Origin of the sequence: Amycolatopsis sp. CA-128772 (assembly GCF_002904295.1) — a bacterium.
Classification (GTDB): domain Bacteria; phylum Actinomycetota; class Actinomycetes; order Mycobacteriales; family Pseudonocardiaceae; genus Amycolatopsis.
The window spans coordinates 69,052-94,919 of sequence record NZ_PPHG01000013.1 but is presented as its reverse complement, the minus strand read 5'-3'; the positions used below and the strand labels follow the sequence as shown (position 1 = coordinate 94,919).

Annotated in this window: 28 protein-coding genes; 22 read left to right on the top strand and 6 right to left on the bottom strand. The window is 70.6% G+C overall.

All coding sequences use genetic code 11. The features are described from left to right. Positions 1-431 precede the first annotated feature (431 nt). Entirely contained in the window at positions 432-1,298 is an 867-nt protein-coding gene (gene prmC / locus C2L59_RS05395; protein WP_103348399.1) for a peptide chain release factor N(5)-glutamine methyltransferase, read from the top strand. 68 nt (positions 1,299-1,366) lie between these two features. Here prmC and C2L59_RS05390 read toward each other — a convergent pair whose 3' ends face one another. Beyond that, a complete protein-coding gene (locus C2L59_RS05390) occupies positions 1,367-3,340 on the bottom strand; it encodes a M6 family metalloprotease domain-containing protein (protein ID WP_103348398.1) in 1,974 nt (657 codons plus the stop codon). A 304-nt stretch (positions 3,341-3,644) separates the two neighbouring features. Here C2L59_RS05390 and C2L59_RS05385 point away from each other — a divergent pair, with 304 nt between their 5' ends. The 14 genes from C2L59_RS05385 (at position 3,645) to aroA (ending at position 15,730) form a co-directional block, all read left to right on the top strand. Beyond that, positions 3,645-4,295, top strand: a complete 651-nt coding sequence (locus C2L59_RS05385; RefSeq protein ID WP_103348397.1) for an L-threonylcarbamoyladenylate synthase — start codon at positions 3,645-3,647, stop codon at positions 4,293-4,295. A gap of 74 nt (positions 4,296-4,369) precedes the next feature. After that, positions 4,370-5,527, top strand: a complete 1,158-nt coding sequence (locus C2L59_RS05380) for a glycosyltransferase family 4 protein (protein ID WP_103348396.1) — start codon at positions 4,370-4,372, stop codon at positions 5,525-5,527. Positions 5,528-5,574: 47 nt separating this feature from the next. Continuing rightward, positions 5,575-6,018: a hypothetical protein gene (locus C2L59_RS05375; RefSeq protein ID WP_103348395.1), complete on the top strand. Its 444-nt coding sequence runs from the start codon at positions 5,575-5,577 to the stop codon at positions 6,016-6,018. A 532-nt stretch (positions 6,019-6,550) separates the two neighbouring features. Then, positions 6,551-7,351: a F0F1 ATP synthase subunit A gene (atpB, locus tag C2L59_RS05370; protein ID WP_103348394.1), complete on the top strand. Its 801-nt coding sequence runs from the start codon at positions 6,551-6,553 to the stop codon at positions 7,349-7,351. Positions 7,352-7,407: 56 nt separating this feature from the next. After that, positions 7,408-7,665, top strand: coding sequence for an ATP F0F1 synthase subunit C (locus tag C2L59_RS05365; RefSeq protein ID WP_026468506.1), 258 nt, complete (start codon positions 7,408-7,410; stop codon positions 7,663-7,665). A gap of 31 nt (positions 7,666-7,696) precedes the next feature. Next, a complete protein-coding gene (locus C2L59_RS05360; RefSeq protein ID WP_103348393.1) occupies positions 7,697-8,254 on the top strand; it encodes a F0F1 ATP synthase subunit B in 558 nt (185 codons plus the stop codon). 5 nt (positions 8,255-8,259) lie between these two features. Further along, positions 8,260-9,084: a F0F1 ATP synthase subunit delta gene (locus C2L59_RS05355; protein ID WP_103348392.1), complete on the top strand. Its 825-nt coding sequence runs from the start codon at positions 8,260-8,262 to the stop codon at positions 9,082-9,084. Between the two features lie 57 nt (positions 9,085-9,141). Further along, positions 9,142-10,782, top strand: a complete 1,641-nt coding sequence (gene atpA, locus C2L59_RS05350) for a F0F1 ATP synthase subunit alpha (RefSeq protein WP_103348391.1) — start codon at positions 9,142-9,144, stop codon at positions 10,780-10,782. A gap of 11 nt (positions 10,783-10,793) precedes the next feature. Beyond that, complete coding sequence (locus tag C2L59_RS05345) at positions 10,794-11,741, top strand: F0F1 ATP synthase subunit gamma (RefSeq protein ID WP_103348390.1); 948 nt, start codon at positions 10,794-10,796, stop codon at positions 11,739-11,741. Further along, entirely contained in the window at positions 11,741-13,168 is a 1,428-nt protein-coding gene (gene atpD, locus C2L59_RS05340) for a F0F1 ATP synthase subunit beta (RefSeq protein ID WP_103348389.1), read from the top strand. The genes C2L59_RS05345 and atpD overlap by 1 nt, the downstream gene beginning before the upstream one ends. 114 nt (positions 13,169-13,282) lie before the next feature. Further along, positions 13,283-13,648, top strand: a complete 366-nt coding sequence (locus tag C2L59_RS05335; protein ID WP_103348388.1) for a F0F1 ATP synthase subunit epsilon — start codon at positions 13,283-13,285, stop codon at positions 13,646-13,648. Between the two features lie 26 nt (positions 13,649-13,674). Beyond that, positions 13,675-14,109 carry a DUF2550 domain-containing protein gene (locus C2L59_RS05330; RefSeq protein ID WP_103348387.1) on the top strand — a complete coding sequence of 145 codons (435 nt, stop codon included), beginning with the start codon at positions 13,675-13,677 and terminating at the stop codon, positions 14,107-14,109. Positions 14,110-14,161: 52 nt separating this feature from the next. Further along, positions 14,162-14,482 (top strand): putative quinol monooxygenase, encoded by a 321-nt coding sequence (locus C2L59_RS05325; RefSeq protein ID WP_103348386.1) that lies wholly within the window; start codon positions 14,162-14,164, stop codon positions 14,480-14,482. Positions 14,483-14,491: 9 nt separating this feature from the next. Further along, positions 14,492-15,730, top strand: coding sequence for a 3-phosphoshikimate 1-carboxyvinyltransferase (aroA, locus tag C2L59_RS05320; protein ID WP_103348385.1), 1,239 nt, complete (start codon positions 14,492-14,494; stop codon positions 15,728-15,730). Here aroA and C2L59_RS05315 read toward each other — a convergent pair. Continuing rightward, complete coding sequence (locus C2L59_RS05315; RefSeq protein ID WP_103348384.1) at positions 15,727-16,299, bottom strand: cob(I)yrinic acid a,c-diamide adenosyltransferase; 573 nt, start codon at positions 16,297-16,299, stop codon at positions 15,727-15,729. The genes aroA and C2L59_RS05315 overlap by 4 nt on opposite strands. Positions 16,300-16,360: 61 nt before the next feature. Between C2L59_RS05315 and murA the strand changes: the two genes are divergently transcribed. After that, a complete protein-coding gene (gene murA / locus C2L59_RS05310; protein WP_103348383.1) occupies positions 16,361-17,635 on the top strand; it encodes a UDP-N-acetylglucosamine 1-carboxyvinyltransferase in 1,275 nt (424 codons plus the stop codon). A 1-nt stretch (position 17,636) separates the two neighbouring features. Here murA and C2L59_RS05305 read toward each other — a convergent pair whose 3' ends face one another. Beyond that, entirely contained in the window at positions 17,637-18,230 is a 594-nt protein-coding gene (locus C2L59_RS05305) for a TetR/AcrR family transcriptional regulator (RefSeq protein ID WP_103348382.1), read from the bottom strand. 78 nt (positions 18,231-18,308) lie between these two features. On the opposite strand from C2L59_RS05305, the gene C2L59_RS05300 reads away from it, so the two are divergent. From C2L59_RS05300 to C2L59_RS05290, 3 genes are read left to right on the top strand one after another with little or no spacing between them, the layout of a single operon-like run. Next, positions 18,309-18,743, top strand: a complete 435-nt coding sequence (locus C2L59_RS05300; protein ID WP_255410240.1) for a nuclear transport factor 2 family protein — start codon at positions 18,309-18,311, stop codon at positions 18,741-18,743. Then, positions 18,736-19,554, top strand: coding sequence for an NmrA family NAD(P)-binding protein (locus tag C2L59_RS05295; protein ID WP_103348380.1), 819 nt, complete (start codon positions 18,736-18,738; stop codon positions 19,552-19,554). Before C2L59_RS05300 ends, C2L59_RS05295 begins: the two co-directional genes overlap by 8 nt. Continuing rightward, complete coding sequence (locus tag C2L59_RS05290; protein WP_103348379.1) at positions 19,551-20,741, top strand: S9 family peptidase; 1,191 nt, start codon at positions 19,551-19,553, stop codon at positions 20,739-20,741. Before C2L59_RS05295 ends, C2L59_RS05290 begins: the two co-directional genes overlap by 4 nt. On the opposite strand, the gene C2L59_RS05285 is transcribed toward C2L59_RS05290, so the two are convergent. Together C2L59_RS05285 and C2L59_RS05280 are read right to left on the bottom strand one after the other, a co-directional pair. Further along, a complete protein-coding gene (locus C2L59_RS05285; protein WP_103348378.1) occupies positions 20,738-21,364 on the bottom strand; it encodes a LysE family translocator in 627 nt (208 codons plus the stop codon). The genes C2L59_RS05290 and C2L59_RS05285 overlap by 4 nt on opposite strands. Further along, a complete protein-coding gene (locus tag C2L59_RS05280) occupies positions 21,364-21,990 on the bottom strand; it encodes a LysE family translocator (protein WP_103348377.1) in 627 nt (208 codons plus the stop codon). Before C2L59_RS05280 ends, C2L59_RS05285 begins: the two co-directional genes overlap by 1 nt. A 102-nt stretch (positions 21,991-22,092) precedes the next feature. Here C2L59_RS05280 and C2L59_RS05275 point away from each other — a divergent pair, with 102 nt between their 5' ends. Genes C2L59_RS05275 through C2L59_RS05265 form a run of 3 tightly spaced genes read left to right on the top strand, consistent with a single transcriptional unit; the run spans position 22,093 to position 25,306 of the window. Further along, a complete protein-coding gene (locus tag C2L59_RS05275) occupies positions 22,093-22,614 on the top strand; it encodes a PH domain-containing protein (RefSeq protein WP_103348376.1) in 522 nt (173 codons plus the stop codon). A gap of 59 nt (positions 22,615-22,673) precedes the next feature. Beyond that, positions 22,674-23,330: a hypothetical protein gene (locus C2L59_RS05270; RefSeq protein WP_103348375.1), complete on the top strand. Its 657-nt coding sequence runs from the start codon at positions 22,674-22,676 to the stop codon at positions 23,328-23,330. Continuing rightward, entirely contained in the window at positions 23,330-25,306 is a 1,977-nt protein-coding gene (locus C2L59_RS05265; protein WP_233223285.1) for a protein meaA, read from the top strand. The genes C2L59_RS05270 and C2L59_RS05265 overlap by 1 nt, the downstream gene beginning before the upstream one ends. Here the strand turns inward: C2L59_RS05265 and C2L59_RS05260 are convergent. Beyond that, a complete protein-coding gene (locus C2L59_RS05260; RefSeq protein WP_103348373.1) occupies positions 25,299-25,856 on the bottom strand; it encodes a cysteine hydrolase family protein in 558 nt (185 codons plus the stop codon). The two genes, C2L59_RS05265 and C2L59_RS05260, sit on opposite strands and share 8 nt — an antisense overlap. Positions 25,857-25,868: the final 12 nt, after the last annotated feature.

Here is a 25,868-nt window from a genome sequence, read left to right as displayed (position 1 = left end):
CCAGGGAGCCGTCGCGGCTGCCGTCGTCGACGTAGAGGAAGCTGAAGTCGTAGCGGCCGGCCAGCGGTGCGGTGACCTCGTCGACGGTCTTGTGCAGCAGGTCGATGTTCGCTTCCTCGTCGTGGATGGGGAAGACGAACGCGACCCGGCGGCGCGTGGTCGGCTCGATCGGCACTGGCGCTCCCGGAGGTCGGCGTCGAGGGCATCCCGGGGGACCCGCGACGGCGTCCACCAGGATATCCGCGCGGAATCACGCGACGGCGGTGCCATTCTGGCCGTGACCGGTGTTTCGCGGCTGTTCGCCGGCCGCCGGGTACTTGTCCGCCGGGACGTGCCGGTGCCTCGATACGCTGGACGGCGTAGGACCGGCGCGTGTCCTCACGGGGGAGTTCCGCCTGGTGTGCCAGGCTTGACGAGGTGAAGGACGACGAGTGAATCGGCAGCCGCTGCGCCTGGCCATCATCGAGGCCACCCGGATCCTCGAGCGGGCGGGCGTCGCCTCGCCGCGGTTCGACGCCGAGGTGATCGCGGCGCACGTGCTCGGCGTCGAACGCGGCCGGCTGCCGATGGTGCCGCTGGTCGACCCGCCGGTGATCGAGGCCATCGGCCAGCTCGTCCAGCAGCGCGCGAAGCGCATCCCCCTGCAGTACCTGACCGGCTGGGCGGCCCTGGGCGAGATCACGGTGGCGGTCGGCGCGGGGGTGTTCGTCCCCCGGCCGGAGACGGAGCTGCTGCTCGAGTGGGGCGTCAAGTTCCTGCAGGGCCGCGAGTTCCCGGTGGTGGTGGACCTGTGCACCGGATCGGGCGCGCTGGCACTGGCGGTGGCCCACGCCCGGCCGGACGCGGTGGTGTACGCGGTGGACATCGACCCGCAGGCCCTGGCCTGGGCCCGCCACAACGCGGACGTCCACGCGGACGCCGGCCACACCCCGATCCGCCTGTACTCGGGCGACATCGGCGACCCGACGATGTTCGCGGAGCTCGACGGCCTGGTCGACCTGGTCCTGTGCAACCCCCCGTACGTCCCGGAAGGCACCCCGGTGCCCCCGGAGGTGGCGGAGCACGACCCGCCGCGGGCGGTGTTCGCGGAGGAGAGCGGCCTGGCGGTGATCCGCCACGCGATCGCGGCGGGAGCACGGCTCCTCAGACCGGGCGGCGGCCTGGCCATCGAGCACGACGACACCCATGGCTCGGCGGTCCCGGCCCTGGTACGGGCCCGGCGGGTGTTGACGGGGGTGGAGGACCACGCGGACCTGACGGGCCGGGCGCGGTTCGTGACGGCTCGCCGGCTGGGCTGAGCGGCCCGCAGGGGACCTCAACGACCGCCGGGGGCTGCCGCCGCGGCAGCAGCCCCCGGCGTCACGGCTCAGAAGCCGAAGGCCGTGCAGCTCGCCGTCGCCGTCTTCGACGGGTCGCTCACCGATGTCGCCGTCAGCTTCACCCGGGCCGTCAGGTCGCCGCCCTGGCTGCGCTTGGCGTACGCGGGGACCTTCAGGTGGCCGCCGAACTTGGCCGTGGCCAGCTCGTTCGGCAAGCGGACCTCCCAGCCGCGTGCGTCCGTCGACACGCTCAAGCGGTACGTGTCCGTGTCGTACGGTGCCTTTGCTCCGCGCGCCGCGCCCGTGTTGAACAGGCCGAAGTCGCACGTGGCCAGGCCGCCGCGGGCGAACGCCGGCCACGCCGGTGTCAGGGCCGCGCCGCGGAGCTGGCTGCCCGCGCCGTCCAGGGAAGCCACCGTCACCGTGTACGACAGGACGCCGGTGCGGTCGCGGGCCAGGTCCGTGATCAGGAAGTGCAGGCGGTTGGCCTCGTCCGTGTATTCGTACGGGCTCGCCGCCTCCGTGCCCGCCTTGAACAGGGCGTCGTTGAGCTGGCGGTAGTCACCGATGGTGATCTTCACCGGGGTGCCGTCCGGCTTCGTGTAGTCCGTGATGCCGATGTCCTGCGGGTTGGCGTCGATCACCCAGTCGAACGGGGCGTTGTCCTTGTTCTTCGTCTTCGTGATCAGCACGCCCGAATCAGGGGCGAAGGAGTCCGCGCCCATCCGGTCGACGACCTCGACCGTGTAGTTGTCGTAGCCGCCGCCGTCGCAGAACGGGTCCTGCGAACGGTCGCACTTCGGGGCCTTGTCGCCACCGGTGAGCTTGATGTTCAGGCCGGTGAACGCGCCCGGCTGCGCCTCGGTCTCGCGCGCGGTCAACCGCGCCGACACCGGGCCGGTCGACGCCAGCTCGGTGCGGTCCAGCTGCAGGACGTCGGCGGGGTCGACGATGCCGAGCTTCAGCTTGTTGCGCAGCTGGTGCTGCGCGCCCATCGAACTGCCCTGCGTCGCCGGGATCTGCCAGCGGGTGTGCGGGCCGCCCGGGCCGTTGAACGTCCCGCGCGACAGCATGTCCCACGGGCCGCTGTAGCTGCGTGACGGCGGGACGCCGAACGGGTTGTTGTAGTTGTCGCCGATGCCCAGGATGTGGCTGAACTCGTGGGCGTAGGTCGACTGCCCGGAGCTCTCGGCCTGCACCGAGCTGCCGTCCTGGGCGTTCGGCCAGATGCTGGCGGCCGACGCCCACGACGTCCACGGCACGTACCGCGTCGCCGCGTAGTTGGGCAGGTCGTGGTTCGGCGGCCCGAAGCTGTCGGGCACGTTCTCCTTCGTGCCGAACTTCATCTCGCCGAACTCCTGCCAGGTCGAGCTCTCGTCCTGGCCGGCGGAGAGGTAGAAGACGAAGTCGAACTGCTTCGCGGTGTCGCCGACGTCGGCGCGCCAGGCGTCGCCGGCGTCCTTGCGGAGGTCACGGCTGCAGTCCGCGCCGGGCGGGCAGGCGCTCGGCTGGAACTCCATGCCGTACTCGTAGGACTTGCCGGGCATCCGGTACGGCCCGAACGCGGTCAGCTGCACGCCGAACCGGCCGCCGGAGTCCTCCATCCAGTACTCGTTGATCGTGTGGCCGTTGTTGAGCGCCTCGGGCTTGTTGAGGAAGTCCTGGTAGTACTGCGCGACCTGGGTCCGCGGGATGTCGGCCGCGGTGGGCGCGGGGTTGCCGAAGACGGTCGAACGGGCCGGGCGGGTGACGACGAAGTCCTGGTCCGGGTAGTCGGCGAGGACGACGGCGCCCTTGAAGGTGCGCTGGGTCGGCTTGAGGGTGGGGTCGGCCCAGTTCGTGCCGGGGACCTTGCGGTAGTCGGACCAGGTCATGTGGTCCTGGTTTTCCCAGTGCGCGGCGTCGATCGGGGCGGGCCAGCCACGGGTGAGCGGCTCCGCCGCGGCCGTGCCCGTGCCGAGCCCGGTCAGGACGGCGACCGCGGCGAGCAGGACGAGCGCCTTCGGGATTCTGGAACGCATTTGCGGCTCCTTCGCTGGGAACCCACGGGGGTTGGTGGTTCCCGAAGATCGACCGTATTGAGCCGCGCTGTCCCGGTTCCGCCTCGCGGCGAGGTCCACCCGCTTGCCCCACGACGAAAGTCTGGCCGTTGCGGCGCTGCGAGCCGCGCTGTCCCTATCGGTGATCGGGAAACATCCCGGCTGCCGGTCGGGGGCGGCCGGGCTGCGCGCCGCGCGCGTCCCTATCACCGATAGAGACACGCGCTCCCGGGCCGGTGTGACGCGGCGAACGTCCCCGCGGACGGCCGGACTACCCTTGGCGCCCATGAGCGTGGTCTACGACTGCAGCAAGCGGGAGACCCGGGCCGACGGGCTGGCCGCGGCGGCGGGTGCGGTGCGTTCGAGCAGGCTGGTCGTCCTGCCGACCGACACGGTCTACGGCATCGGTGCCGACGCCTTCGACGCGGGCGCCGTCCAGGCGCTGCTGCGCGCGAAGAACCGCGGCCCGGACATGCCGGTCGGCGTGCTCGTCGGCTCATGGTCCACTGTGGACGGTCTGGTGCTCGGGGTGCCGCCGCAGGCACGGGCGCTCATCGAAGCCTTCTGGCCCGGGGACCTCTCCATCGTGCTGCCGCACGCGCCGAGCCTGCAGTGGAACCTCGGCGACGCCCGCGGCACCGTGATGCTCCGGATGCCGCTGCACCCGGTGGCCCTGGAACTGCTGCGCGACGTCGGCCCGATGGCCGTCTCCAGCGCGAACGTCTCCGGACGGCCGCCCGCCAGCACCGCGCAGGAAGCGCAGGAACAGCTCGGCGACTCCGTCGCGGTGTACCTCGACGGCGGGTCGAGCGGCGCGCCCGTCGCGTCGAGCATCGTGGACCTCACCGGCGCCGAACCGGTCGTGCTGCGCGAGGGCGCGGTCGGCAAGGACGCCATCGCGGAGGTGCTCGGTGTACCCGCGGAATCGTTGGCCTGAAGCCGGATCACGGGTGGATCCGCGGCACGATAGCGTGTCGCGGGTGACCCCGACCCCGCGAGCGTGACGCACCCGTGCCGCCCACATCCGGTCTCCTCCCCATCCGGGAATACATCCTCGTCGCGCTGACCGCGACGGCCGTGACCTACCTGCTCACCGGTGTCGTGCGCCGGATCGCGATCCGGGTCGGGGCGATCGCCAACCCGCGTGCTCGCGACGTGCACGTGGCGCCGATCCCGCGGATGGGCGGGGTCGGCATCTTCCTCGGCGTCGCCGGCGCGATGGGCCTGGCCCACCAGCTGCCCGCGCTGTCGCACGGCTTCGACGCCTCCTTCGACTCGGTCGGCGTGCTGCTCGCCGCCGGGGTCATCTCGCTGATCGGCGCGCTCGACGACCGGTTCGAGCTGGACGCCTGGACGAAGCTCGCCGGCCAGGTGATGTGCGCCGGGATCCTGGTCATCTTCGGCGTGCAGTGGGTGTCGTTCTGGGTGCCGTGGGGCGGCACCGGCGGCTCGTTCGGCTCGGTGCTGGTGCTCGACAAGAACCAGGGTGCGCTGCTCACCGTCGTGATGGTCGTGGTGATGGTCAACGCGATGAACTTCGTCGACGGCCTCGACGGGCTGGCCGGCGGCCTCGGCTTCATCGCGGCCGCCGCCACCTGCGCGTTCTCCCTCGGGCTGCTCGACAGCTCCGGCGGTGACGTCGGCACCTACCCGCCCGCGCTGATCGCCGCCACCCTCGCCGGTGCCTGTCTGGGTTTCCTGCCGTACAACTTCCAGCCCGCGAAGATCTTCATGGGCGACTCCGGGTCGATGATGATCGGCCTGATGCTCGCGGGCGCGACGACGTCGGCCTCCGGCCGCGTGCCGTACCCGCAGTTCAGCGGCAAGGACGCGATCGCGCTGCTGTCGCCGCTGGTCGTCGTCGCGGCGGTGCTGTTCGTGCCGATGCTGGACCTGATCATGGCGGTCGTCCGGCGGACCCGGCGCGGCGAAAGCCCGTTCGCGGCCGACAAGATGCACCTGCACCACCGGCTGCTGGAGATCGGCCATTCCCAGCGGCGGGCGGTCCTGCTGATCTACTTGTGGGCCGGGATCCTCGCCTTCGGCGCGGTGTCGGTGACGCTGTTCGACGACGCCGCGGCGCTCTGGATCATCGGCGTCGGGCTGCTGTTCGCGGTGGCCGTTTCGATCGTGCCGCGGCTGCGCTCGCGCAACCAGCCCGGAACCTGACCAGCGGTGTTCTCTACACTCGGTGGCGAACCGAGCAGGGAGCCAGTGTGAGCGAATCCGAAACGTCCGAGCAGGAGAACCCGCACGCCGCGGTGGTGCTGCAGGCCGCCCGCGCGATGACGAAGGCTTCGCTGCTGGTGACCCCGCCCGCGGTGATCGTCTGCATCGCCTTGTTCAGCATCCTCAACGGCCTGCCCGGATTCCTGGGCTCGCTGGTCGGCGGCGTGCTCGCGATGCTGGCGTCGCTGTCCACGCTGGGCATGATGAAGTTCAGCGCCGGCCAGGACCCGATGTTCGTCATGGTCATCGCGCTCGGCGGGTACGTCGTGAAGGTCGTCCTGCTCTTCGGGGCGCTGACGCTGCTGAAGGGCGTCACCGCACTGCACCCGATGTCGCTCGGCATCACGATGATCGTCGCCATCCTGCTCGCCGCCGCGGCCGAGTTCGCCGCGTTCCGCAAGACCAAGATCCCGACGATCATCCCGTCCTGACGCGGTCCGTTTTGCCGCGAGCTTCCGTTACTCTTCGTGCACCCGCCTGCGGCCGCTTGAGTGTGACCGGGGTCACAAGGGTGCGTTTTCGTGCGGACTGCGGACAGTGACCGGGACCCCTCGCCTGCGGTGATCCGGAGCCGGTCCCGGCCCGCGCCGGACCTGGGTCCCGGGTCGACCCGGGACCTAAGTCCTGGGCTGATCGGTGGGGATGGAGTACGGCTGTACGGCACGGATTGACCTGCTGGTATGGTCCGCGTCAAGGGTGGCGGCCTCGGCCGCGCGCTCCCTTGGACGAACCGCGATCAGCAGTGTGGCGACCGACTGGTTCCGCCCCCGTGCCGCTGGTCCGGAGTAGACCGCAGGGCAGTGTTCACGCGAGACAACCCCGTGTGCAGAACGTGAAGGTGTGTTCTGCGAACCGTGGGGTAGCCGCCTCCGGCGTCCCGATACGTATCGGGTACGTTAAGTCCAGATCGTGACGATTCCCCCGGCGGAGTGAACGCCGGCCGGGAGAACCGGAAGGAGCCCAGTGGGCGCGCTGGTACTGACCGAGGGTGGCACTTTCACGCCCCCCGGTGTGGCGGACTTCAACCTGCCGCCTCTCTTCGGCTCCGGGTACTGGGGCAGCTTCACCAAGCCGATGCTGCTCGTGGTGATCTCGCTGGTCATCATCGTCGCCTACTTCATGCTGGCGTCCCGGAAGCTGAAGGTCGTCCCCGGCAAGGGACAGTTCGTCGCCGAATCGATCTACAACTTCGGCCGCAACAACATCGCGCGGGAGCAGATCGGCTCGAAGGACTTCAAGCCGTTCATCCCGCTGGTGCTCGGCCTGTTCATCTTCGTGCTGGTGAACAACCTGTTCGGGATCATCCCGTTCTTCCAGTTCCCGACGATGGCGCGGATCGGCTTCCCGCTCGCGCTGTCCGTCCTGGTCGTTTATCCGGTGTACCACTACGTCGGCATCAAGCGCCACGGCCTCGGGCACTACCTGAAGAAGGAGCTGGCGCCGCCGGGCATCCCCGGGTTCGTGCTGCCGCTGTACTCGACCATCGAGTTCGCGCAGAAGTTCTTCATCGCGCCGGCCACGCTGGCCATCCGAGTCTTCTCCGCGATGTTCGCCGGGCACCTCATCATCATGGTGTTCACGCTCGGCGGCAGCTTCCTGCTGACGGAGACCGACGGCTTCGGCCTGAAGCTGGTTTCGCCGGTGGCGTTCATCTTCGCCATCCTGATGACCTTCCTCGAGGCCTTCATCCAGGTGCTGCAGGCCTTCATCTTCGCCCTGCTGTCGGCCGGGTACATCGGCGCCGCGCTGGCGTCGGAGCACTGAGAAACACAAGCCCCCGATCCACGCGAGCGCGTGGACCGAAGTGAAGGGAAACGCACGTGAGCAACATCGTTCTGGCCCAGGCCGCGGAGCAGGCCGTCAACATCAACCCCGGTCTCGCCGCCATCGGTTACGGCCTGGGCGCGATCGGCCCGGGCATCGGTGTGGGTCTGATCTTCGCCGCCGTCATCAACGGCACCGCGCGTCAGCCGGAGGCGCAGGGCAAGCTGCAGGGCATCGGCTTCTCGACCTTCGTGCTGACCGAGGTCCTCGCCCTGATCGGCATCGTCATCTACTTCATCGCCTCCGCCGCCTGAGTTCGGTTAGCTCATCGCTTAAGGAGACGTTGTGCTGAAGACGGACCTGGTGTTGGCCGCCGAAGAGGCGCCCAACCCGATCATCCCGCACATTCCCGAGGTCATCCTCGGGCTCGTCGCCTTCCTCATCCTGCTGTTCGTCCTCAAGAAGTACGTCGTCCCGCGGTTCGAAGCGGCGTACGAAGAGCGCGCCAAGATGATCGAAGGCGGCATCGAGAAGGCGGAAAAGGCCCAGGCCGAGGCCGAGGAGGCGCTGGCGAAGTACCAGGCGCAGCTCAGGGAGGCCCGCACCGAAGCCGCGAAGATCCGCGACGACGCCCGGCTCGAAGCCGAGCAGATCAAGGCGGAGCTGCGGGCCGAGGCCGAGGCCGAGTCCCAGCGCATCGTCGCCCAGGGCCAGGCTCAGCTGCAGGCCCAGAAGGCGCAGATCATCGCCGAGCTGCGGGCCGACATGGGCCGCAACGCCGTCGAGCTGGCCAGCCGGATCGTCGGCGAGTCGCTCGAGGACGAGGTGCGCCGCCGTGGCACCGTCGACCGGTTCCTCGCGGAGCTGGAGACCACCGGTGCCTCCAACGGAGCGGGGAAGTAACCGGAATGACGCTGCATGCTGCGAGCCGTGAAGCGCTCGGCCTCGCCGAGGAACGCCTCGGCGAGGTTCTGGCCGACGCGGGAGCCGACGCGGCCACGGTCGGCGACGAGCTGCTCTCGGTCGTCGACCTGCTGGACCGGGAGATCGGCCTGCGCCGGGCGGTGAGCGACGCCTCGGCGACGCCGGAGGCGCGCACCGCGCTGGTGCGCCGGCTGTTCGACGGCAAGCTGTCCGAACCGGCCCTGAAGGTGCTCGACGCCGTGGCGGGCAGCCGCTGGTCCAGCCCCCGTGAGCTGACCGACGGGCTCGAGTCGCTCGGGCGCTCGGCCCTGCTCACCTCCGCGGAGAAGACCGGGAACGTCGACACCGTCGAATCCCAGCTCTTCCAGGTCGCGCGGGTCGTGGCCAACCACCCGGAGCTCGAGAAGGCGCTGTCGGACCTGACCGGTTCCGCCGACGCGAAGCGCACGCTGGTGCGCGGGCTGTTCGCCGACAAGGTGGACGTGGTCACCGAGACCCTCGTCGAGCAGGTCGTGCGCCGGGCCAAGGGCCGCGGCGTCGGCATCGGGCTCGACAAGCTGGTCAAGCTGGCCGCGGAGCGGCGTCAGCGCTCGGTGGCCTACGTGACCAGCGCGAACGCCCTGTCCGACGAGCAGGTCGCGCAGCTGGGCGCGAAGCTCGACGACATCTACGGGCGGCCGATCGCGCTGCACGTCGAGGTCGACCCCCGGCTCGGCGGCGGGCTCGTCGTCCGCGTCGGCGACGAGGTCATCGACGGGAGCGCGGCGGGTCAGCTGGCGGCCCTGCGCAGGCGGCTGTCCCGGGCATAGCGCCGGGTCACCCAAGACTTTGCATACTGGCAAGAACGAAGCGAGAGCGGGAAAGACATGGCCGAGCTGACGATCTCCTCGGATGAGATCCGTAGCGCGATCGAGAACTACATCTCGAGTTACGCCCCGGACGTGAGCCGGGAAGAAGTTGGCACCGTGGTGGACGCCGGCGACGGCATCGCCCACGTCGAGGGCCTGCCCTCGGCCATGGCCAACGAGCTGCTCGAGTTCCCCGGCGGCGTCCTGGGCGTCGCCCTGAACCTGGACGCGCGCTCCATCGGTGCCGCGATCCTCGGCGACTTCGAAAGCATCGAAGAGGGCCAGCAGGTCAAGCGCACCGGCCAGGTCCTGTCGGTGCCGGTCGGTGACGGCTACCTCGGCCGCGTCGTCAACCCGCTGGGCCAGGCCATCGACGGTCTCGGCGACATCGAGACCACCGACCGCCGCGCCCTGGAGCTCAAGGCCGCCTCGGTGGTCGAGCGCCAGCCGGTGTCGGAGCCGCTGCAGACCGGCATCACCGCCATCGACGCGATGACGCCGATCGGCCGCGGCCAGCGCCAGCTGATCATCGGTGACCGCAAGACGGGCAAGACCGCCGTCGCCGTGGACACGATCATCAACCAGAAGGCCAACTGGGAGACCGGCGACCCGAAGAAGCAGGTCCGCTGCATCTACGTCGCGGTCGGCCAGAAGGGCTCCACGATCGCCGCCGTGAAGAAGTCCCTCGAGGACGCCGGCGCGCTGGAGTACACGACGATCGTCGCGGCCCCCGCGTCCGACTCGGCCGGCTTCAAGTGGATCGCGCCGTACACCGGCTCGGCCATCGGCCAGCACTGGATGTACGAGGGCAAGCACGTCCTCATCGTGTTCGACGACCTGACCAAGCAGGCCGACGCCTACCGCGCGATTTCGCTGCTGCTGCGCCGCCCGCCGGGCCGCGAAGCGTTCCCCGGCGACGTCTTCTACTTGCACTCCCGCCTGCTGGAGCGTTGCGCGAAGCTGTCGGACGAGCTGGGCGCCGGCTCGCTGACCGGTCTCCCGATCATCGAGACCAAGGCGAACGACGTGTCGGCCTACATCCCGACCAACGTCATCTCGATCACCGACGGTCAGTGCTTCTTCCAGTCGGACCTGTTCAACGCCGGTCAGCGCCCGGCCATCGACGTGGGTATCTCGGTCTCCCGCGTGGGTGGTGCCGCGCAGGTCAAGGCGATGAAGTCGGTCTCCGGTTCGCTCCGGATCGACCTCTCGCAGTACCGCGAGCTGGAGGCCTTCGCGGCCTTCGCCTCGGACCTCGACGACGCCTCGAAGGCGCAGCTCGAGCGCGGTGCCCGCCTGTACGAGGTGCTCAAGCAGCCGCAGTACTCGCCGATCCCGGTCGAGGAGCAGGTCTGCACGGTGTGGCTGGGCACGAACGGCCACTACGACTCGGTCCCGGTCGAGGACGTCCGCCGCTTCAACCTCGAGTTCCTCGACTCGGCCCGCCGCAAGCACTCGGACATCCTGGGCGCGATCCGCGACTCCGGGAAGTTCGAGGACGAGACGGCCGACAAGCTGGTCGCCGCGGTGAACGAGTTCAAGAAGGAGTTCACCACGTCCGAGGGCACGTCCCTGGTCGAGGCGGACGCCGACGCGATGGACTCCGACAAGGTCGGGCACGAGACCGTCAAGGTCAACAAGCCCGCCCCGAAGAAGTGAGCTGATAGCTCATGGCCGCACAACTCCGGGAACTCCGGTCGCGCATCAAGGCGACCAAGTCGATCGGCAAGATCACCAAGGCGATGGAGCTCATCGCCACCGCGCGCATCACGAAGGCGCGGGCGAAGGTCGCCGCTTCCCGGCCGTACGCGGACGAGATCACCAAGGTGCTCTCGGCGCTGGCCGGTGCGGCGGCCAACCTCGACCACCCGCTGCTGGTCGAGCGCCCGAACCCGAAGCGGGCCGCCGTCCTGGTCGTGACCAGTGACAAGGGCCAGTGCGGTGGGTACAACTCCAACGTGCTGCGCGCGACCGAAGAGCTGCTCTCCCTCCTCCGTGACGAGGGCAAGGAGCCGCAGGTCTACGTCACCGGGAACAAGGGGCTGAACTACTACCGGTTCCGCGACCGCCCGGTCGAGGACAGCTGGACGGGTTTCTCCGACCAGCCGGGTTACGCCGATGCGGTGTCGGCCGGCGAGACCCTGGTCGAGTCGTTCATGCAGGGTGCCGACGACGAGCACGGCAACGCCGACGGCATCACGGGTGTCGACGAGATCCACATCGTCTACACCGAGTTCGTGTCGATGCTGACCCAGCGGCCGACCGCCAAGCGCGTCGCGCCGCTCGAGGTCGAGTACACCGACGGTGAGGAGGAGCGCAAGCCGGAGCCCGGCGAGCTGCTCCCCAGCTACGAGTTCGAGCCGAGTGCCGACAAGCTGCTGGACTCCCTGCTGCCGAAGTACATCAACACGCGCATCTACGCGGCGCTGCTGGAGGCGGCGGCTTCGGAGCTGGCCGCCCGCCGGACGGCGATGAAGTCGGCGTCGGACAACGCGAACGAACTGGTCGGCAACCTGACCCGGGAGATGAACCAGGCCCGCCAGGCGCAGATCACCCAGGAGATCTCCGAAATCGTCGGTGGCGCAAACGCGCTCACCGCAGCAGGAAGTGATGATTGATGACCAGTACTGAAGCCCCGCGCGCCAAGGGGCGCATCGTGTCGGTGACCGGTCCGGTCGTCGACGTCGAGTTCCCGCGCGGTTCCGTGCCCGACCAGTTCAACGCGCTCAAGGTCGAGATCGAGTTCGAGCAGCTGCGCAAGACGGTGACCCTCGAGGTCGCCAGCCACCTGGGTGACAACCTCGTCCGCACCATCTCCCTGCAGCCGCAGGACGGCCTGGTGCGCGGCGCGGAGGTCACCGACACCGGCGGCCCGATCACCGTCCCGGTCGGCGACAAGGTCAAGGGCCACGTCTACAACGCCCTCGGCGAGTGCCTCGACGAGCCCGGCTACGGCGAGGACCTCGAGCGCTGGGGCATCCACCGCAACGCGCCGTCCTTCGACCAGCTCGAGGGCAAGACCGAGATGCTGGAGACCGGCCTCAAGGTCGTCGACCTGCTGACCCCGTACGTCCAGGGTGGCAAGATCGGCCTGTTCGGCGGCGCCGGCGTGGGCAAGACGGTGCTCATCAAGGAGATGATCACCCGCGTCGCCCGGAACTTCGGTGGTACCTCGGTGTTCGCCGGCGTCGGCGAGCGCACCCGTGAGGGCAACGACCTCTTCCTGGAGATGTCCGAGGACGGCGTCATCAACGACACCGCCCTCATCTTCGGCCAGATGGACGAACCGCCGGGCACCCGCATGCGGGTCGCGCTGTCCGCGCTGACCATGGCGGAGTACTTCCGCGACGTCCAGAACCAGGACGTGCTGCTGTTCATCGACAACATCTTCCGGTTCACCCAGGCCGGCTCGGAGGTGTCGACCCTGCTGGGCCGCATGCCGTCCGCCGTGGGTTACCAGCCGACGCTGGCCGACGAGATGGGTCAGCTGCAGGAGCGGATCACCTCGACCCGGGGTCGCTCGATCACCTCGATGCAGGCGATCTACGTCCCCGCGGACGACTACACCGACCCGGCCCCGGCCGCGACGTTCGCCCACCTGGACGCCACCACCGAGCTCTCCCGGTCGGTGTTCCAGAAGGGCATCTTCCCGGCGGTGGACCCCCTGGCGTCGACTTCGACGATCCTCGACCCGGCCATCGTCGGTGAGGACCACTACCGGGTCGCCTCCGAGGTCATCCGGATCCTGCAGAAGTACAAGGAGCTGCAGGACATCATCGCGATCCTCGGTATGGACGAGCTCTCGGAAGAGGACAAGCTGACCGTTCAGCGCGCGCGCCGCATCGAGCGGTTCCTGTCGCAGAACATGCTGGTCGCCGAGGCGTTCACGCAGATCCCGGGCTCGACGGTGCCGCTGTCGGAGACCATCGAGTCGTTCGACCGCATCGCCAAGGGCGACTTCGACCACTACCCGGAGCAGGCGTTCCTGGGTATCGGTGGCCTCGAAGACCTCGAAAAGAAGTACAAGGAAATCACCAAGAAGTGAGTTCCTGACGACGGCGGGGGCAGTGTCCACTATGGACCCGGGCCCCCGCCGTTCTCATAGCTTCAGACATACCTATTACACTCGGTGGTAACACCCCGAGCGAAGGAGTGCTACGTGGCTGAGATGTCCGTGGAGCTGGTGGCCGTAGAGCGCCGTCTCTGGTCGGGTACCGCCACTTTCGTGGTGGCCCAGACCACCGAGGGTGAGATCGGCATCATGGCCGGTCACGAACCCGTGCTCGGACAGCTGGTCGAGGGTGGCGTGGTCAAGGTGACGACCACCGACGGTGAGACGGTCTGCGCGGCCGTGCACGGCGGATTCCTCTCCGTCACCGGCACCGGGGTGAGCATCCTCGCCGAGAGCGCCGAGCTTTCCGACGAAATCGACGTCGAAGCGGCGAAGGCGGCATTGAGCGGCGACGACGAGACCGAGCGGGCGAGGGCCTCGGCCCAGCTCCGCGCGGCGGGTCAGTCGGCCTGAGCGCGAGACGGGCAGGAGCCGGGGCCGTGGAGATCACCGTGGTGGCAGTCGGGCTCCCGGTCGTGCTCGCCGTGCTGGCCGCCTGGTACGGCCAGCGGTGGATCCGGATGCGCCGCGGCGGCGGCGTGAGCGTCGCGCTGCGGTGGCGTCCGGACAACCCGCGGTCCAGCTGGCACCTGGGGCTGGGCCGCTACGAGGGCGACGAGTTCGTCTGGTACCGGGTGTGGAGCCTGCGGACCGGCCCGGACCGCGTCTTCCAGCGCGAAAGCATGCAGATCGCCGACCGGCGCGACCCGTCCGGCACCGAGGCCTACGCCGTGCCCGAGGGCTCGACGGTCCTGCGGTGCGAGTCGGAGACCCAGGAGGCGATCGAGATCGCCATGGGCCCAGGCGCGTTGACCGGCTTCCTCTCCTGGCTCGAGTCCGCCCCGCCCGGACGGCGCCTCCCGCGCGCCTCGTAGCTGTCTCATTCCGAGACGGCCGGCGGCGCCTCACGGGCCTACCGTGGAGGCCATGATTCTCATCGTGGTCAAGTGGCCGGTGAAGCCCGAGTACGCGGATTCGTGGCTCGACATCGTCGGGGACTTCACGCGCAGCACCCGCGCCGAGGCGGGCAACAAGTTCTTCGAGTGGTCCCGCAGCGTCGACGACAAGAACACATACGTGCTGGTCGAGGGCTTCGAAGGCCAGGACGCGGCGGTCGCGCACGTCGGCTCGGAGCACTTCAAGACGGCCGTGGCGACGCTGGGGGCCCACCTCTCCGACAACCCGCGCATCATCAACGTCCAGGACGCCTCCGACTGGGGCCCGATGGCCGAGATTTCGCCGCACTAAACTCGCGGTGTGACCCTCGTCGAGATCCCCGGCTCCAAGTCCGTCACCGCCCGTGGCCTGTTCCTGGCCGCCGCCGCGCACGGCACCACCGTCCTCGGCCGTCCGCTGCACTCGGACGACACCGAGGGCTTCGCCGAGGGCCTGGTCAAGCTCGGTTACCGCGTCGACCGGCAGCCGGAGGCGTGGACCATCGAAGGCCGCCCGGCGGGCCCGGGCGTCGCGTCGGCCGAGGTCTTCTGCCGCGACGGCGCCACGACGGCCCGGTTCCTGCCCGCGCTGGCCGCGGCCGGCACCGGGACGTTCGCCTTCGACGCGTCCGGCCAGATGCGCCGCCGTCCGCTGGGCCCGCTGACCGACGCCCTGCAGGAACTGGGCGTCGACCTCGAGTTCGGCGGCGAGCCGGGCCACCACCCGCTGACGGTCCGCGCGAACGGCATCAAGGGCGGTGAGCTGACCCTCGACGCGGGGCTGTCGTCGCAGTTCCTGACGGCGTTGCTGCTGGTCGGGCCGCTGACCGCGGAGGGTCTGCGGATCACGGTGACCGACCTCGTCTCGGTGCCGTACGTCGAGATCACGCTGGAAATGATGCGCCGCTTCGGCGTCGACGTCCGCCGCGAAGGGCCGACGTTCGTGGTCCCGGCGCAGCCGTACCGCGCGTGCGAGTACCCGGTGGAGCCGGACGCGTCGACGGCGAGCTACTTCCTGGCCGCGGCGGCCGTCACCGGCCGCACGGTGACCATCCCGGGCCTCGGCTTCGACGCCCTGCAAGGGGACGTCAAGTTCGCCGACGTGCTGCGCGAGATGGGCGCGCACGTGGAGCTGACGCCGGACTCGGTGACGGTCGCGGGGCCGTCGGACCGCCTGCGCGGCGTCACGGTGAACATGCGCGACATCTCGGACACGGTCCCGACGCTGGCGGCGATCGCGCCGTTCGCCTCCGGCCCGGTCCGCATCGAGGACGTCTACAACACGCGCATCAAGGAGTGCGACCGGCTCGACGCGTGCGAGGAGAACCTGCGCGCGATGGGCGTCGAGGTCGAGACGGGCCGCGACTGGATCGAGATCCGGCCGGGCGAGCCGACGGGCACCCTGGTGACGTGCCGCCGCGACCACCGGATCGCGATGGCGTTCAGCATCACGGGCCTGCTGGTCGACGGCATCACGCTGGACGACCCGGACTGCGTGAAGAAGACCTTCCCCGGCTTCCACCAGGCGCTGGGGACCCTGCGCGAGAGCTGGGGGATCTAGGGCTGCCCGCCCGGCTGCCACAGGACGTCGCCGTCCGGGTTGGCCAGCCGGGCGAGGATGAACAGCAGGTCCGAGAGCCGGTTGAGGTACTTGATCGCCACCGGGTTCGTCGTCTCCGGCTCCGCCTCGTGCAACGCCCACGCCGAGCGCTCTGCGCGCCGCGAGACCGTGCGCGCCTGGTGCAGGAACGCCGCTCCCGGCGTGCCGCCCGGCAGGATGAACGACGTCAGCTTCGGCAGGCGCTCGTTGAACTCGTCGCACCAGCCTTCCAGGCGCTCGACGTACTTCTCGGTGATGCGCAGCGGCGGGTACGGCGGGTCGTCGGAAATCGGCAGGCAGAGGTCCGCGCCGACGTCGAAGAGGTCGTTCTGGATCGTGCGCAGCACGTCCGTCACCTCGGCCGGCAGGGCGCCGACCGCGATCGCCAGGCCGAGAACCGAGTTCGTCTCGTCGGTGTCCGCGTACGCGCCCAGGCGGGCCGAGGTTTTGGGCACGCGGGACCCGTCGCCGAGCGCGGTCGTGCCGTTGTCGCCGACCTTCGTGTAGACGCGGTTGATGCGAACGACCATGAACCCACCATAGCGGCCCCCGCCCGGGCCGAATCCGGGCGAGAGGGCATGATTGGCGGCCATGAGCGAGCACTTCGACGTGCATGGCGGAGCGCGGCTGGTCGGCGAGGTCGACGTGGTCGGCGCCAAGAACAGCGTGCTGAAGCTGATGGCCGCCGCCCTCCTCGCGGAGGGCACCACGACCATCACGAACTGCCCGCAGATCCTCGACGTCCCGCTGATGGGCGACGTGCTGCGGAGCGTCGGCTGCGAGGTCGTCATCGAGGGCGACACCGCCACCATCACGACGCCGGCCGAGCTGTCGCACCGCGCCGACTCGGCGGCGATGGGCAAGCTGCGCGCGTCCGTCTGCGTGCTGGGGCCGCTGGTCGGCCGGCTGAAGCAGGCCGTCGTGGCGCTGCCGGGCGGCGACGCGATCGGTTCGCGCCCGCTGGACATGCACCAGAACGGCCTGCGCAAGCTGGGCGCGACGAGCACCATCGAGCACGGCTGCGTCGTCGCGAAGGCCGAGACGCTGGTCGGCGCGCAGATCTGGCTGGACTTCCCGAGCGTCGGCGCGACCGAGAACATCCTGATGGCGGCCGTGCTGGCCGAGGGCACCACGGTCATCGACAACTGCGCGCGCGAGCCCGAGATCGTCGACATCTGCACGATGCTCGTAGAGATGGGCGCGAAGATCGAAGGCGCCGGGACCTCGACGCTGACGGTGCACGGCGTGGAGCAGCTGCACCCGACGACGCACAGCGTGATCGGCGACCGGATCGTCGGGGCGACCTGGGCGTTCGCCGCTTCGATGACCCGCGGCGACATCACCGTGCGCGGGGTCAACCCGCACCACCTCGACCTGGTGCTGAACAAGCTGCAGCTGGCCGGCGCGGACGTGGAAACGTTCGGCGACAAAGGTTTCCGCGTGGTCCAGCCGGAGCGCCCGAAGGCGGTCGACTGGGTGACGCTGCCGTACCCCGGCTTCGCGACCGACCTGCAGCCGTTCGCGGTGGCGCTGTCGGCGGTGTCGGAAGGCACGTCGATGATCACGGAGAACGTCTACGAGGCGCGGTTCCGGTTCATCGAAGAGATGGTCAGGTTGTCGGGCGACGCGCGCACGGACGGGCACCACGCGGTGGTCCGCGGCGTCGAGAAGCTGTCGAGCGCGCCGGTCTGGGCGTCGGACATCCGCGCCGGGGCCGGGCTGGTGCTCGCGGGCCTGTGCGCGGACGGCGTCACCGAGGTCTGGGACGTCTTCCACATCGACCGCGGCTACCCGCACTTCGTCGAGAACCTCAACCGCCTGGGCGCGAACATCAAGCGCGTCGCGGGCGATCCTGACCGCAAGTGAGTCACCCGCCCTGCGCGCCCAGCGCGCGCAGGGCGTAGGCCACCAGCCGGTCCACGTAGTCCGGTTCCGCCTCGGCCTGCCGGACCACCAGGCGCCAGTAGATCGGCGCCGCCAGGACGTCGAGCGCCAGTTCCATGTCGAGGTCCTCCGGCAGCTCGCCGCGCGCGATCGCGCGGCGCAGCATCGTCTCGCCGACCTCGCGGCGGGGGCCGCCGATGGCGCCGCGCAAGCCGTCGCCGTAGCCCGGGTTGCGGGCGTCCTCCGCGACCAGGTCCGGGAGGATCCGCGAGAACAGCGGGTGGGTGAGCCAGTCGATCAGGGCCTGCATCGTCTCGCGCAGGTCGCCGCGCAGTGAACCGGTGTTCACGTCGGCCGCGCGGGTGACGCTGAACTCCGTCACCACCGAGGCGATCATGTAGGCCTTCGACGACCACCGCCGGTACACCGCGCTCTTGCTCACGCCGGCGCGTTTCGCCACCGCTTCCATCGAAAGCCGGCCGTAGCCCTGCTCGGCGAGTTCCCACATGACGGCATCGGTGATGGCCTGCGTGACCTCGGGCTGGAGGACCGCGGCGCCGGTCGGGGTGCGTGCCATGAGCGCAGTGTAGCGGGTGGACGAGACGGTACCGTCCCGTCTATAGTGGCGTCGGGACGGTACCGTACCGTCCAAACGTTGGAGGAGGCTGCGATGCGCGACTTCGTCGAGCACGCGCTCGAGTTGCTGCTCGAGCACGACATGGCCGGGTTCGCCGGGCTCTGGGCCGAGGACGGCGTCCTCGAGTTCCCGTTCGCCGGCCCCGGCTACCCGAAGCGCGTCGAGGGGCGCGACGCGATCCGCGACTACCTGCGCGACTACCCGAACCTGCTGGACATCCGGGCGGTCACGGCGAAGACCGTGCACGAAACCACCGATCCGGCCGTGGTCGTCGCCGAGTTCACCGTCGCCGGCGTCGTGGTGGCCACGCAGCGGCCGTACGAGCTGTCGTACATCGCGGTGATCACCGTGGACAACGGCGAGATCCGCACCTACCGCGACTACTGGAGCCCGCTGGCCGCGGCGGAGGTCCTGGGCGGCGCCGGCGAGCTGACGGCGGCGTTCGGTGGCTGACGTCCTGGTCCTCGGCGGCACCGGCACGACCGGCCGCCGGGTCGTCGCGGGCCTGCGCGCGGACGGCGTCACCACGCGGGCGGCGACGCGCAAGCCGGCCGAAAGCGGCCAGGTCCGGTTCGACTGGGCCGACCGCGCCACCCACGCCGGCGCGCTGCGCGGGGTGTCGGCGGTGTACCTGCTGCCGCCGATCGGCGACGCCGAGCCCGCGCGCCTGGTGGAGCCGTTCCTCGGCGACGCGGGGGCCGCCGGGGTCCGCCGGGTCGTCCTGCTGAGCTCGTCGGCGGTCACGCCGGACACCCCGGGCTTGGGCGAGCTGCAGCGGCTGGTGCGCGCGGCGCCGGAGTGGGCGGTGCTGAAGCCGTCGTGGTTCATGCAGAACTTCACCGGCGAGCACCTCGTCGCCCAGGGTGTCCGGGACGGCGAGATCGTCACGGCCACGGGTGACGCGCGGGTCGCCTTCGTCGACGCCGGCGACATCGCCGCGGTCGCCGTCCGCGCCCTGACCGACGCGGCGCCGCACAACACCGAACACGTCCTGACCGGCCCGGCCGCCCTCAGCTACGCCGAAGCCGCGGCGATCGTTTCCGCCCGCGTCGGCAGGACGGTACGGCACCGTCCCGTCCCGGTCGCGGAGTTCGCCGCCCGGCTGACCACGGCCGGGCTCCCCGCCGGGTTCGCCCGCGTGCTGGCCGCGCTGGACGACGACATCCGGCGCGGCTCCGAAGACCGCGTCACCCCGGCCGTCGAGCGGATCACCGGCCGGCCCGCCCGCTCGTTCGCCACCTTCGCCCAGGAGGAAATCCGATGAAGCAGCTGATGTTCGAAGACGACGTGCAGTTCTGGTTCGAGACCCTGCGCCTGTTCGGCCACGCGGCCTACGGCGGATCCGACTTCGGGGAGGTCCTCGCCGCCGCGTCGGCGGTGCCGGCCGGCGACTACGACAGCTGGCACGACGCCTACCGCGCCCTCGCCGACCGGCTGTACGCCGAAGCGGCCGACGCGGGCCCGGTGACCGCGCGGGACCTCCTGCTGCGCGCGTCGACGTACTACTTCTCGTCGGAGTTCTTTCTGCACGGCGACCCGGCGGACCCGCGGATCGCGGCGGCGTACGACCGCAGCGTCGAGTGCTTCCGGCGCGCGGGGGTCGCAGAGCCGGTCGAAATCCTCTACGAGGGAACGGTTCTGCGCGGGTACTTCTACCGCGCGCCCGGTACGGGACCGAAGCCGCTGCTGATCATGCACAACGGTTTCGACGGCAGCGCCGAGGAGCTGCACTACATGGGCGCGGCGGCCGGCGTGGAGCGCGGCTACCACGTGCTGACGTTCGACGGGCCCGGCCAGCCGAGCGCGGTCCGGCGGGAGAAGCTTGTGTTCCGCCCGGACTGGGAGCACGTCGTCACGCCGGTGGTGGACTTCGCTCTCGCGCTCGACGGCGTCGACCCGGCGCGGATCGCCCTGCTCGGCGTGAGCCTGGGCGGCATGCTCGCCCCGCGCGCGGCGGCGTTCGAAAGCCGGCTGGCCGCGGTCGTCGCGGTGGACGGCGTGTACGACGCGGGTGCCGCGGTGACGTCGGCGCTGCCGTGGTCGCGCGAGGAGATCGCGCGCCGTGCGCAGGCCGAGCACGACGAGGAGTTCGACGCGCTGCTCGCCGCGGGCCGGCAGGCGAGCCCGACGTTGCGCTGGGCGTGCGACCACGGCCGTTACGTGCTCGGCGCGGCGACGGACCGGGAGTTCGTCGCCAGGTACCTGGAGTACACGCTGGACGGGGGAGTGGCGGAGAAGATCACGTGCCCGGTCCTGGTGTGCGAAGCGGCGGACGACCTGTTCTTCGGCGGCACGCAGGAGACTGAGCCCCGGCGGTTGTACGCGCACCTGGAAGCGCCGAAGACGCTGCTGACGTTCACCGCGGAGGAGGGTGCGGACGCGCACTGCCACGTCGGCGCGCAGCGGCTCGCGGCGGGCCGGATCTACGACTGGCTGGACCGGACGCTCTAGCCTTCGAGGGCGAGTGCGGCGCCGAAGCCGACGAGGGCGGTGCCGGTCGCGCCGTCCACCACCCGGCGGACCCGGCGCCGCTCCAGCCACCCGCGGACCCGGTGCACGAAGAGCAGCAGCAGCACCTGCCACAGCACGCCCAGCGCCGCGACCGTGTACGCCAGCAGCAGCGCGTCACCCTGGCCGGTCACGCCCGGCGTCAGGAACTGCGGCAGCACCGACAGATACAGCACGATCACCTTGGGGTTGGTGATGTTGGAGAGGAACCCCTCCCGGAACCGGCGGCTCCGGGTCGCGCGGGCGCGACGGACGTCGTCCAGGGCGTCGTAGTCGCCACGCCACGCGCCGCGCAGGGCCTGGACGCCCAGGTACACCAGGTACGCCGCACCCGCCCACTTCACCGTCTCGAACACCGGCTGCGACCGCGTGACGACCGCGCCCAGGCCGAGGGCCGCCGCCGTGCCCTGGAGGAAGTTCGCCACCGTGATGCCCGCGCACGCCCAGGCGCCGCCGCGGGCGCCGCCGGTCAGAGCGTTCTTCAGCACGATCATCGTGTCCGGGCCGGGCATCATCGCCAGGAACGCCATCATCGCGGTGAACGCCGCGTACGTGCTCCACGTCATCAGGACTCCAGGGCGAGCGCCGCGCCGAAGCCGAGGAGGGCCGTGCCGGTCACGCCGTCGAGGGCGCGGCGGACCCGGCGGCGCTCCAGCCACGCGCGCACGCGGCGCACGAACAGCAGCAGCACCAGCAGCCACAGCACACCGAGCACGGCGACGGTGTACGCCAGCAGGAGCGCGTCCCACGTCGTCGTGCGGACCGGGTCGAGGAACTGCGGCAGCACCGACAGGTACAGCACGAGCACCTTCGGGTTGGTGATGTTGGAGAGGAAGCCTTCGCGGAACCGCCGGAACCCGCCGCCGCGGCGGCGCTGGGCCTGCTCGACGACCTCGTAGCGGCCGCGGAACGCCCCGCGCAGCGCCTGGAAGCCCAGGAAGACGAGGTAGGCCGCGCCGGCCCACTTGAGCGCGAGGAACACCGGCTGCGACCGCGCGATCAGCACGCCGAGGCCGAGCGCCGCGGCGCTGCCCTGTACGGCGTTGCCGGTGAAGATGCCCAGCGACGCGAGCAGCCCGCCGCGGAAGCCGCCGGACAGCGCGTTCTTCAGCATCACCATCGTGTCGGGGCCCGGCGCCAGCACGATCAGGACCACGATGACCAGGTAACTCCCGTACACGCTCCACGTCACGGCTGCCCACGCTAATCGACGGGCCGCCGCCCGGTCTCGCGGATTTCGGTCACAGCGTCGCGGGACTCGGCGGACGGGGTCCCGGCAGAGTAGTGTTCGGCCATGTCAGCAGGGGAAATCGAGCTTCTGCCCGGTGAGCGCGTGCTCTGGGCGGGAGAGCCGGTCCAGCGCCCGCTCTACGTCGCCGCGGACGGGGTGATCGCCCCCGCCGGGCTCGTCCTCGCCGCGGCCGCGCTCTGGTTCCTGCTGGTCAAGCAGCCGAGCGGGCCCACGATGATCGCCGCGGTCGTGGTGCTGGTCATCGGCTTCTACGGCGCTGCCGGCCGTTCCGTCGTCCGGTACCTGGCCCTCGGGCGCACGACCTACGCCGTGACGGACACCCGGATCATCGCGCGCTCGGGCCTGTTCCGGCAGAAGGAACGCGCCAGCGAGCTCGCCGGCCTGCCGGCCCCGGTCCTCAAACCGGGGCCGTCCCGCACCGGGACCATCGGCTTCGCCGGGCCGGGCACGGTGACGCTGATGGGCATCGGCGAGCCCAAGCGCGTCCGCGACCTGCTGGTCAAGGCCATCGACGAGGCCACGGCGCGCCAGGCGCCGCCGGAACCGGGCAGCTCGGCCGCCTGAGCGGGCAACCCCCGGGGCCACCCGGAGCGTCACCCGGCAAAGAACGCCGGGGAGGCGCCGTGGAGGAGCCGATCATCGTCCTGCTGCCGGGCGAGCGCCTGCTGTGGTCGGGACGGTCCCGTCGCGTCGTCCCGACCGGTGGTGAGTGGTTCCGCCTGGTCCTGGGCTCGCTCCTGGTGGCGGGGCCGCTCACCGCCGGGCTGTCGGACCCGGCCGGCGGGTTCCCGGTCGTGGCGGGGGTCTTCGCGGCCTTCGGTCTCGTCATCGCCGGGGGGCCCGTGCTGTGGCGGCTCCGGAGGAGGCGCCGCGCGGTGTACGCGGTCACCGATCAGCGGGTCCTGGTCGCCGACCGCGTCTCGGGCCGGCCCCGCGAGGAGTACCTGAGCGATCTGGAGCCACCGATCCTGGATCCCGGCCAGGACGGCACCGGCACGTTGACGTTGAAGCGGCTGGACGCGTCGGTGAACGTCTTCGGCGTCCCGGTGCCGTCGCGGAACGGGACGGTCCCGATCGAGCTGTTCACCGTGCCGGACGCCGCACGGCTCGGCCGGCTGATCGAGGAGGAACAGGCTGGAACTGAGCGCCAGTCGTCACCCGGACGTGTCCGATTCCACTGCCCAGCTAAGTTACCGACGGGTACACTCGACGGATCGCCCACCGCCGGAGGTGCACCGTGCCGTACCCAACGGACCGAGAACGAGACCGCCCGTGGGTGATGCGCACCTACGCGGGTCATTCCTCCGCGGCGGCGTCGAACGAGCTCTACCGGCGCAACCTCGCGAAGGGGCAGACCGGCCTTTCGGTGGCCTTCGACCTGCCCACCCAGACCGGCTACGACCCGGACCACCAGCTCTCGCGCGGTGAGGTCGGCAAGGTCGGCGTGCCGGTGTCGCACATCGGCGACATGCGGCAGCTCTTCGACGGCATCCCGCTCGCCGAGGCGAACACGTCGATGACCATCAACGCGCCGGCCATGTGGCTGCTCGCGCTGTACGTCTCCGTGGCGCGCGAGCAGGCCGAGGCCGAGGGCCGCGACGTCGACGAGGTGCTGGCGAAGCTGGCCGGCACCACGCAGAACGACATCATCAAGGAGTACCTGTCCCGCGGGACGTACATCTTCCCGCCGGGGCCGAGCCTGCGGCTGATCACCGACGTCATCGCGTGGACCGTGCACCACGTCCCGCAGTGGAACCCGATCAACATCTGCAGCTACCACCTGCAGGAAGCCGGCGCGACGCCGACGCAGGAGATCGCGTACGCGCTGTGCACCGCGATCGCCGTGCTCGACGCGGTTCGCGACTCGGGGCAGGTCGACCAGGCCGACATGGCGAAGGTCGTCGCGCGGATCTCCTTCTTCGTCAACGCCGGGGTCCGGTTCGTCGAGGAGATGGCCAAGATGCGCGCGTTCACCGCGCTCTGGGACGAAGTCACCCGCGACCGCTACGGCGTGACCGACCCCAAGGCGCGCCGGCTGCGCTACGGCGTCCAGGTCAACTCGCTCGGGCTGACCGAGGCCCAGCCGGAGAACAACGTCCAGCGGATCGTGCTGGAGATGCTCGCGGTGTCGCTCTCCCGCGGTGCCCGCGCCCGCGCGATCCAGCTGCCCGCGTGGAACGAGGCCCTCGGCCTGCCGCGCCCGTGGGACCAGCAGTGGGCGCTGCGGATGCAGCAGGTGCTCGCGTTCGAGACGGACCTGCTGGAGTACGAGGACATTTTCGACGGCTCGCACGTCATCCAGGCCAAGGTCGACGAGATCATGGCCGGCGCCCGCGAGGAGATCGCCCGCGTGCAGGACCTCGGCGGTGCGGTGGCCGCGGTCGAGAGCGGCTACATGAAGTCGCAGCTGGTCGCGTCGCTGGCCGAGTACCGCCGCGGGATGGAGCACGGCGAGCGCGTCCTGGTCGGGGTCAACAAGTTCGAGACGACCGAGCCCTCGCCGCTGCAGGCCGAGGGCGCGAAGGCGATCGAGACGGTCGATCCCGCCGCCGAGAAGGCCGCCATCCAGGCCATCGAGGAATGGCGCGGCCAGCGCGACAACGCCGCCGTCGAGCGGTCCCTGGCCACGCTGAAGGAGCGCGCGCAGACCGCGGAAAACCTCTTCGAGGCCACTGTGGACTGTGCGCGGGCCGGCGTGACCACCGGCGAGTGGGCCGGCGCGCTGCGCGAGGTGTTCGGCGAATACCGGGCGCCCACCGGCGTTTCCGCCTCCGCGGTCGCGGGCGTGGGTGACGCCGAGCTGGAGCGGGTGCGCGCGCGGGTGCGGGAGACCGAGGCGGAACTGGGCGAGCGGCTGCGGATCCTGGTCGGCAAGCCGGGGCTCGACGGGCACTCCAACGGCGCCGAGCAGGTCGCCGTCCGGGCCCGCGACGCCGGTTTCGAGGTCGTCTACCAGGGCATCCGGCTGACGCCCGAGCAGATCACCGCGGCCGCGGTGCAGGAGGGCGTGCACGTCGTCGGGCTGTCGGTGCTCTCCGGCTCGCACCTCGAGGTCGTCCCGCAGGTCGTCAACGGCCTGCGGGCCGCGGGGGCGGCCGAGGTGCCGGTGGTCGTCGGCGGCATCATCCCGCCGGACGACGCCGCGCTGCTGCTCGACCGCGGCGTCGCCCGGGTGTTCACGCCCAAGGACTACGAGCTCACCGGGATCATGGCGGGCATCGTGGACCTGGTCCGGGAGCGGCACGGCCTCAGCTGAGCCCGGCCAGGATGTCCTTTGTGGACTTCACGGTGGCGAACTGGTTCGCCAGGTTCGCCGCCGTGACGCGGTAGAGCTCGTCGGCCGTGACGACGTCGCCGTCGACGCCCGGCAGGTCGAAGGTGAACGTGGCGTCGAGGGCGAAAGTGACGTCGTAGCCGAGGTTCCCGCCCATCCGCGCGGTGGTTTCGCAGCAGAAGTTCGTCTGGATGCCGCCCAGGACGAAGGTCGTGATGCCGCGCTTGCGCAGCCACGCGTCGAGGTCGACGTCGCCGAGGAACGCCGAGTTGACCTTCTTGCCGAACACCAGGTCCGGCCGTGCGCCGTCGAGTTCGGGCTTGAAGTCGTTGCCCGGCTGACCGGGCCGCAGCGGCGAGCCCGGTTCCGCGGAGTCGTGGTGCACGAGCACCACGGGGAGCCGTCTTTCCTGCCACGCGTCGAGCAGGGCCTTCATGTTCGCTTCGGCGCCCGGGTTGTTGCGGGAGCCCCAGAACCCCGGCTGGTCGAACCCGCGCTGGACGTCGATCAGGATGAGTGCCGTTTGCGTCATGTCCCCGAGTCT

Excerpts from the sequence above, each read along its gene's own strand:
- C2L59_RS05265 (WP_233223285.1), top strand. The coding sequence starts at position 23,330 with ATGCGCACCTACGCGGGTCATTCCTCCGCGGCGGCGTCGAACGAGCTC.
- atpA (WP_103348391.1), top strand. The coding sequence starts at position 9,142 with ATGGCCGAGCTGACGATCTCCTCGGATGAGATCCGTAGCGCGATCGAG.
- C2L59_RS05290 (WP_103348379.1), top strand. The coding sequence starts at position 19,551 with ATGAAGCAGCTGATGTTCGAAGACGACGTGCAGTTCTGGTTCGAGACC.
- C2L59_RS05390 (WP_103348398.1), bottom strand. The coding sequence starts at position 3,340 with ATGCGTTCCAGAATCCCGAAGGCGCTCGTCCTGCTCGCCGCGGTCGCC.
- atpD (WP_103348389.1), top strand. The coding sequence starts at position 11,741 with ATGACCAGTACTGAAGCCCCGCGCGCCAAGGGGCGCATCGTGTCGGTG.
- C2L59_RS05305 (WP_103348382.1), bottom strand. The coding sequence starts at position 18,230 with ATGGCACGCACCCCGACCGGCGCCGCGGTCCTCCAGCCCGAGGTCACG.
- C2L59_RS05345 (WP_103348390.1), top strand. The coding sequence starts at position 10,794 with ATGGCCGCACAACTCCGGGAACTCCGGTCGCGCATCAAGGCGACCAAG.
- C2L59_RS05315 (WP_103348384.1), bottom strand. The coding sequence starts at position 16,299 with ATGGTCGTTCGCATCAACCGCGTCTACACGAAGGTCGGCGACAACGGC.
- C2L59_RS05260 (WP_103348373.1), bottom strand. The coding sequence starts at position 25,856 with ATGACGCAAACGGCACTCATCCTGATCGACGTCCAGCGCGGGTTCGAC.
- C2L59_RS05285 (WP_103348378.1), bottom strand. The coding sequence starts at position 21,364 with ATGACGTGGAGCACGTACGCGGCGTTCACCGCGATGATGGCGTTCCTG.
- C2L59_RS05355 (WP_103348392.1), top strand. The coding sequence starts at position 8,260 with ATGACGCTGCATGCTGCGAGCCGTGAAGCGCTCGGCCTCGCCGAGGAA.
- C2L59_RS05385 (WP_103348397.1), top strand. The coding sequence starts at position 3,645 with ATGAGCGTGGTCTACGACTGCAGCAAGCGGGAGACCCGGGCCGACGGG.
- C2L59_RS05275 (WP_103348376.1), top strand. The coding sequence starts at position 22,093 with ATGTCAGCAGGGGAAATCGAGCTTCTGCCCGGTGAGCGCGTGCTCTGG.
- murA (WP_103348383.1), top strand. The coding sequence starts at position 16,361 with ATGAGCGAGCACTTCGACGTGCATGGCGGAGCGCGGCTGGTCGGCGAG.
- C2L59_RS05325 (WP_103348386.1), top strand. The coding sequence starts at position 14,162 with ATGATTCTCATCGTGGTCAAGTGGCCGGTGAAGCCCGAGTACGCGGAT.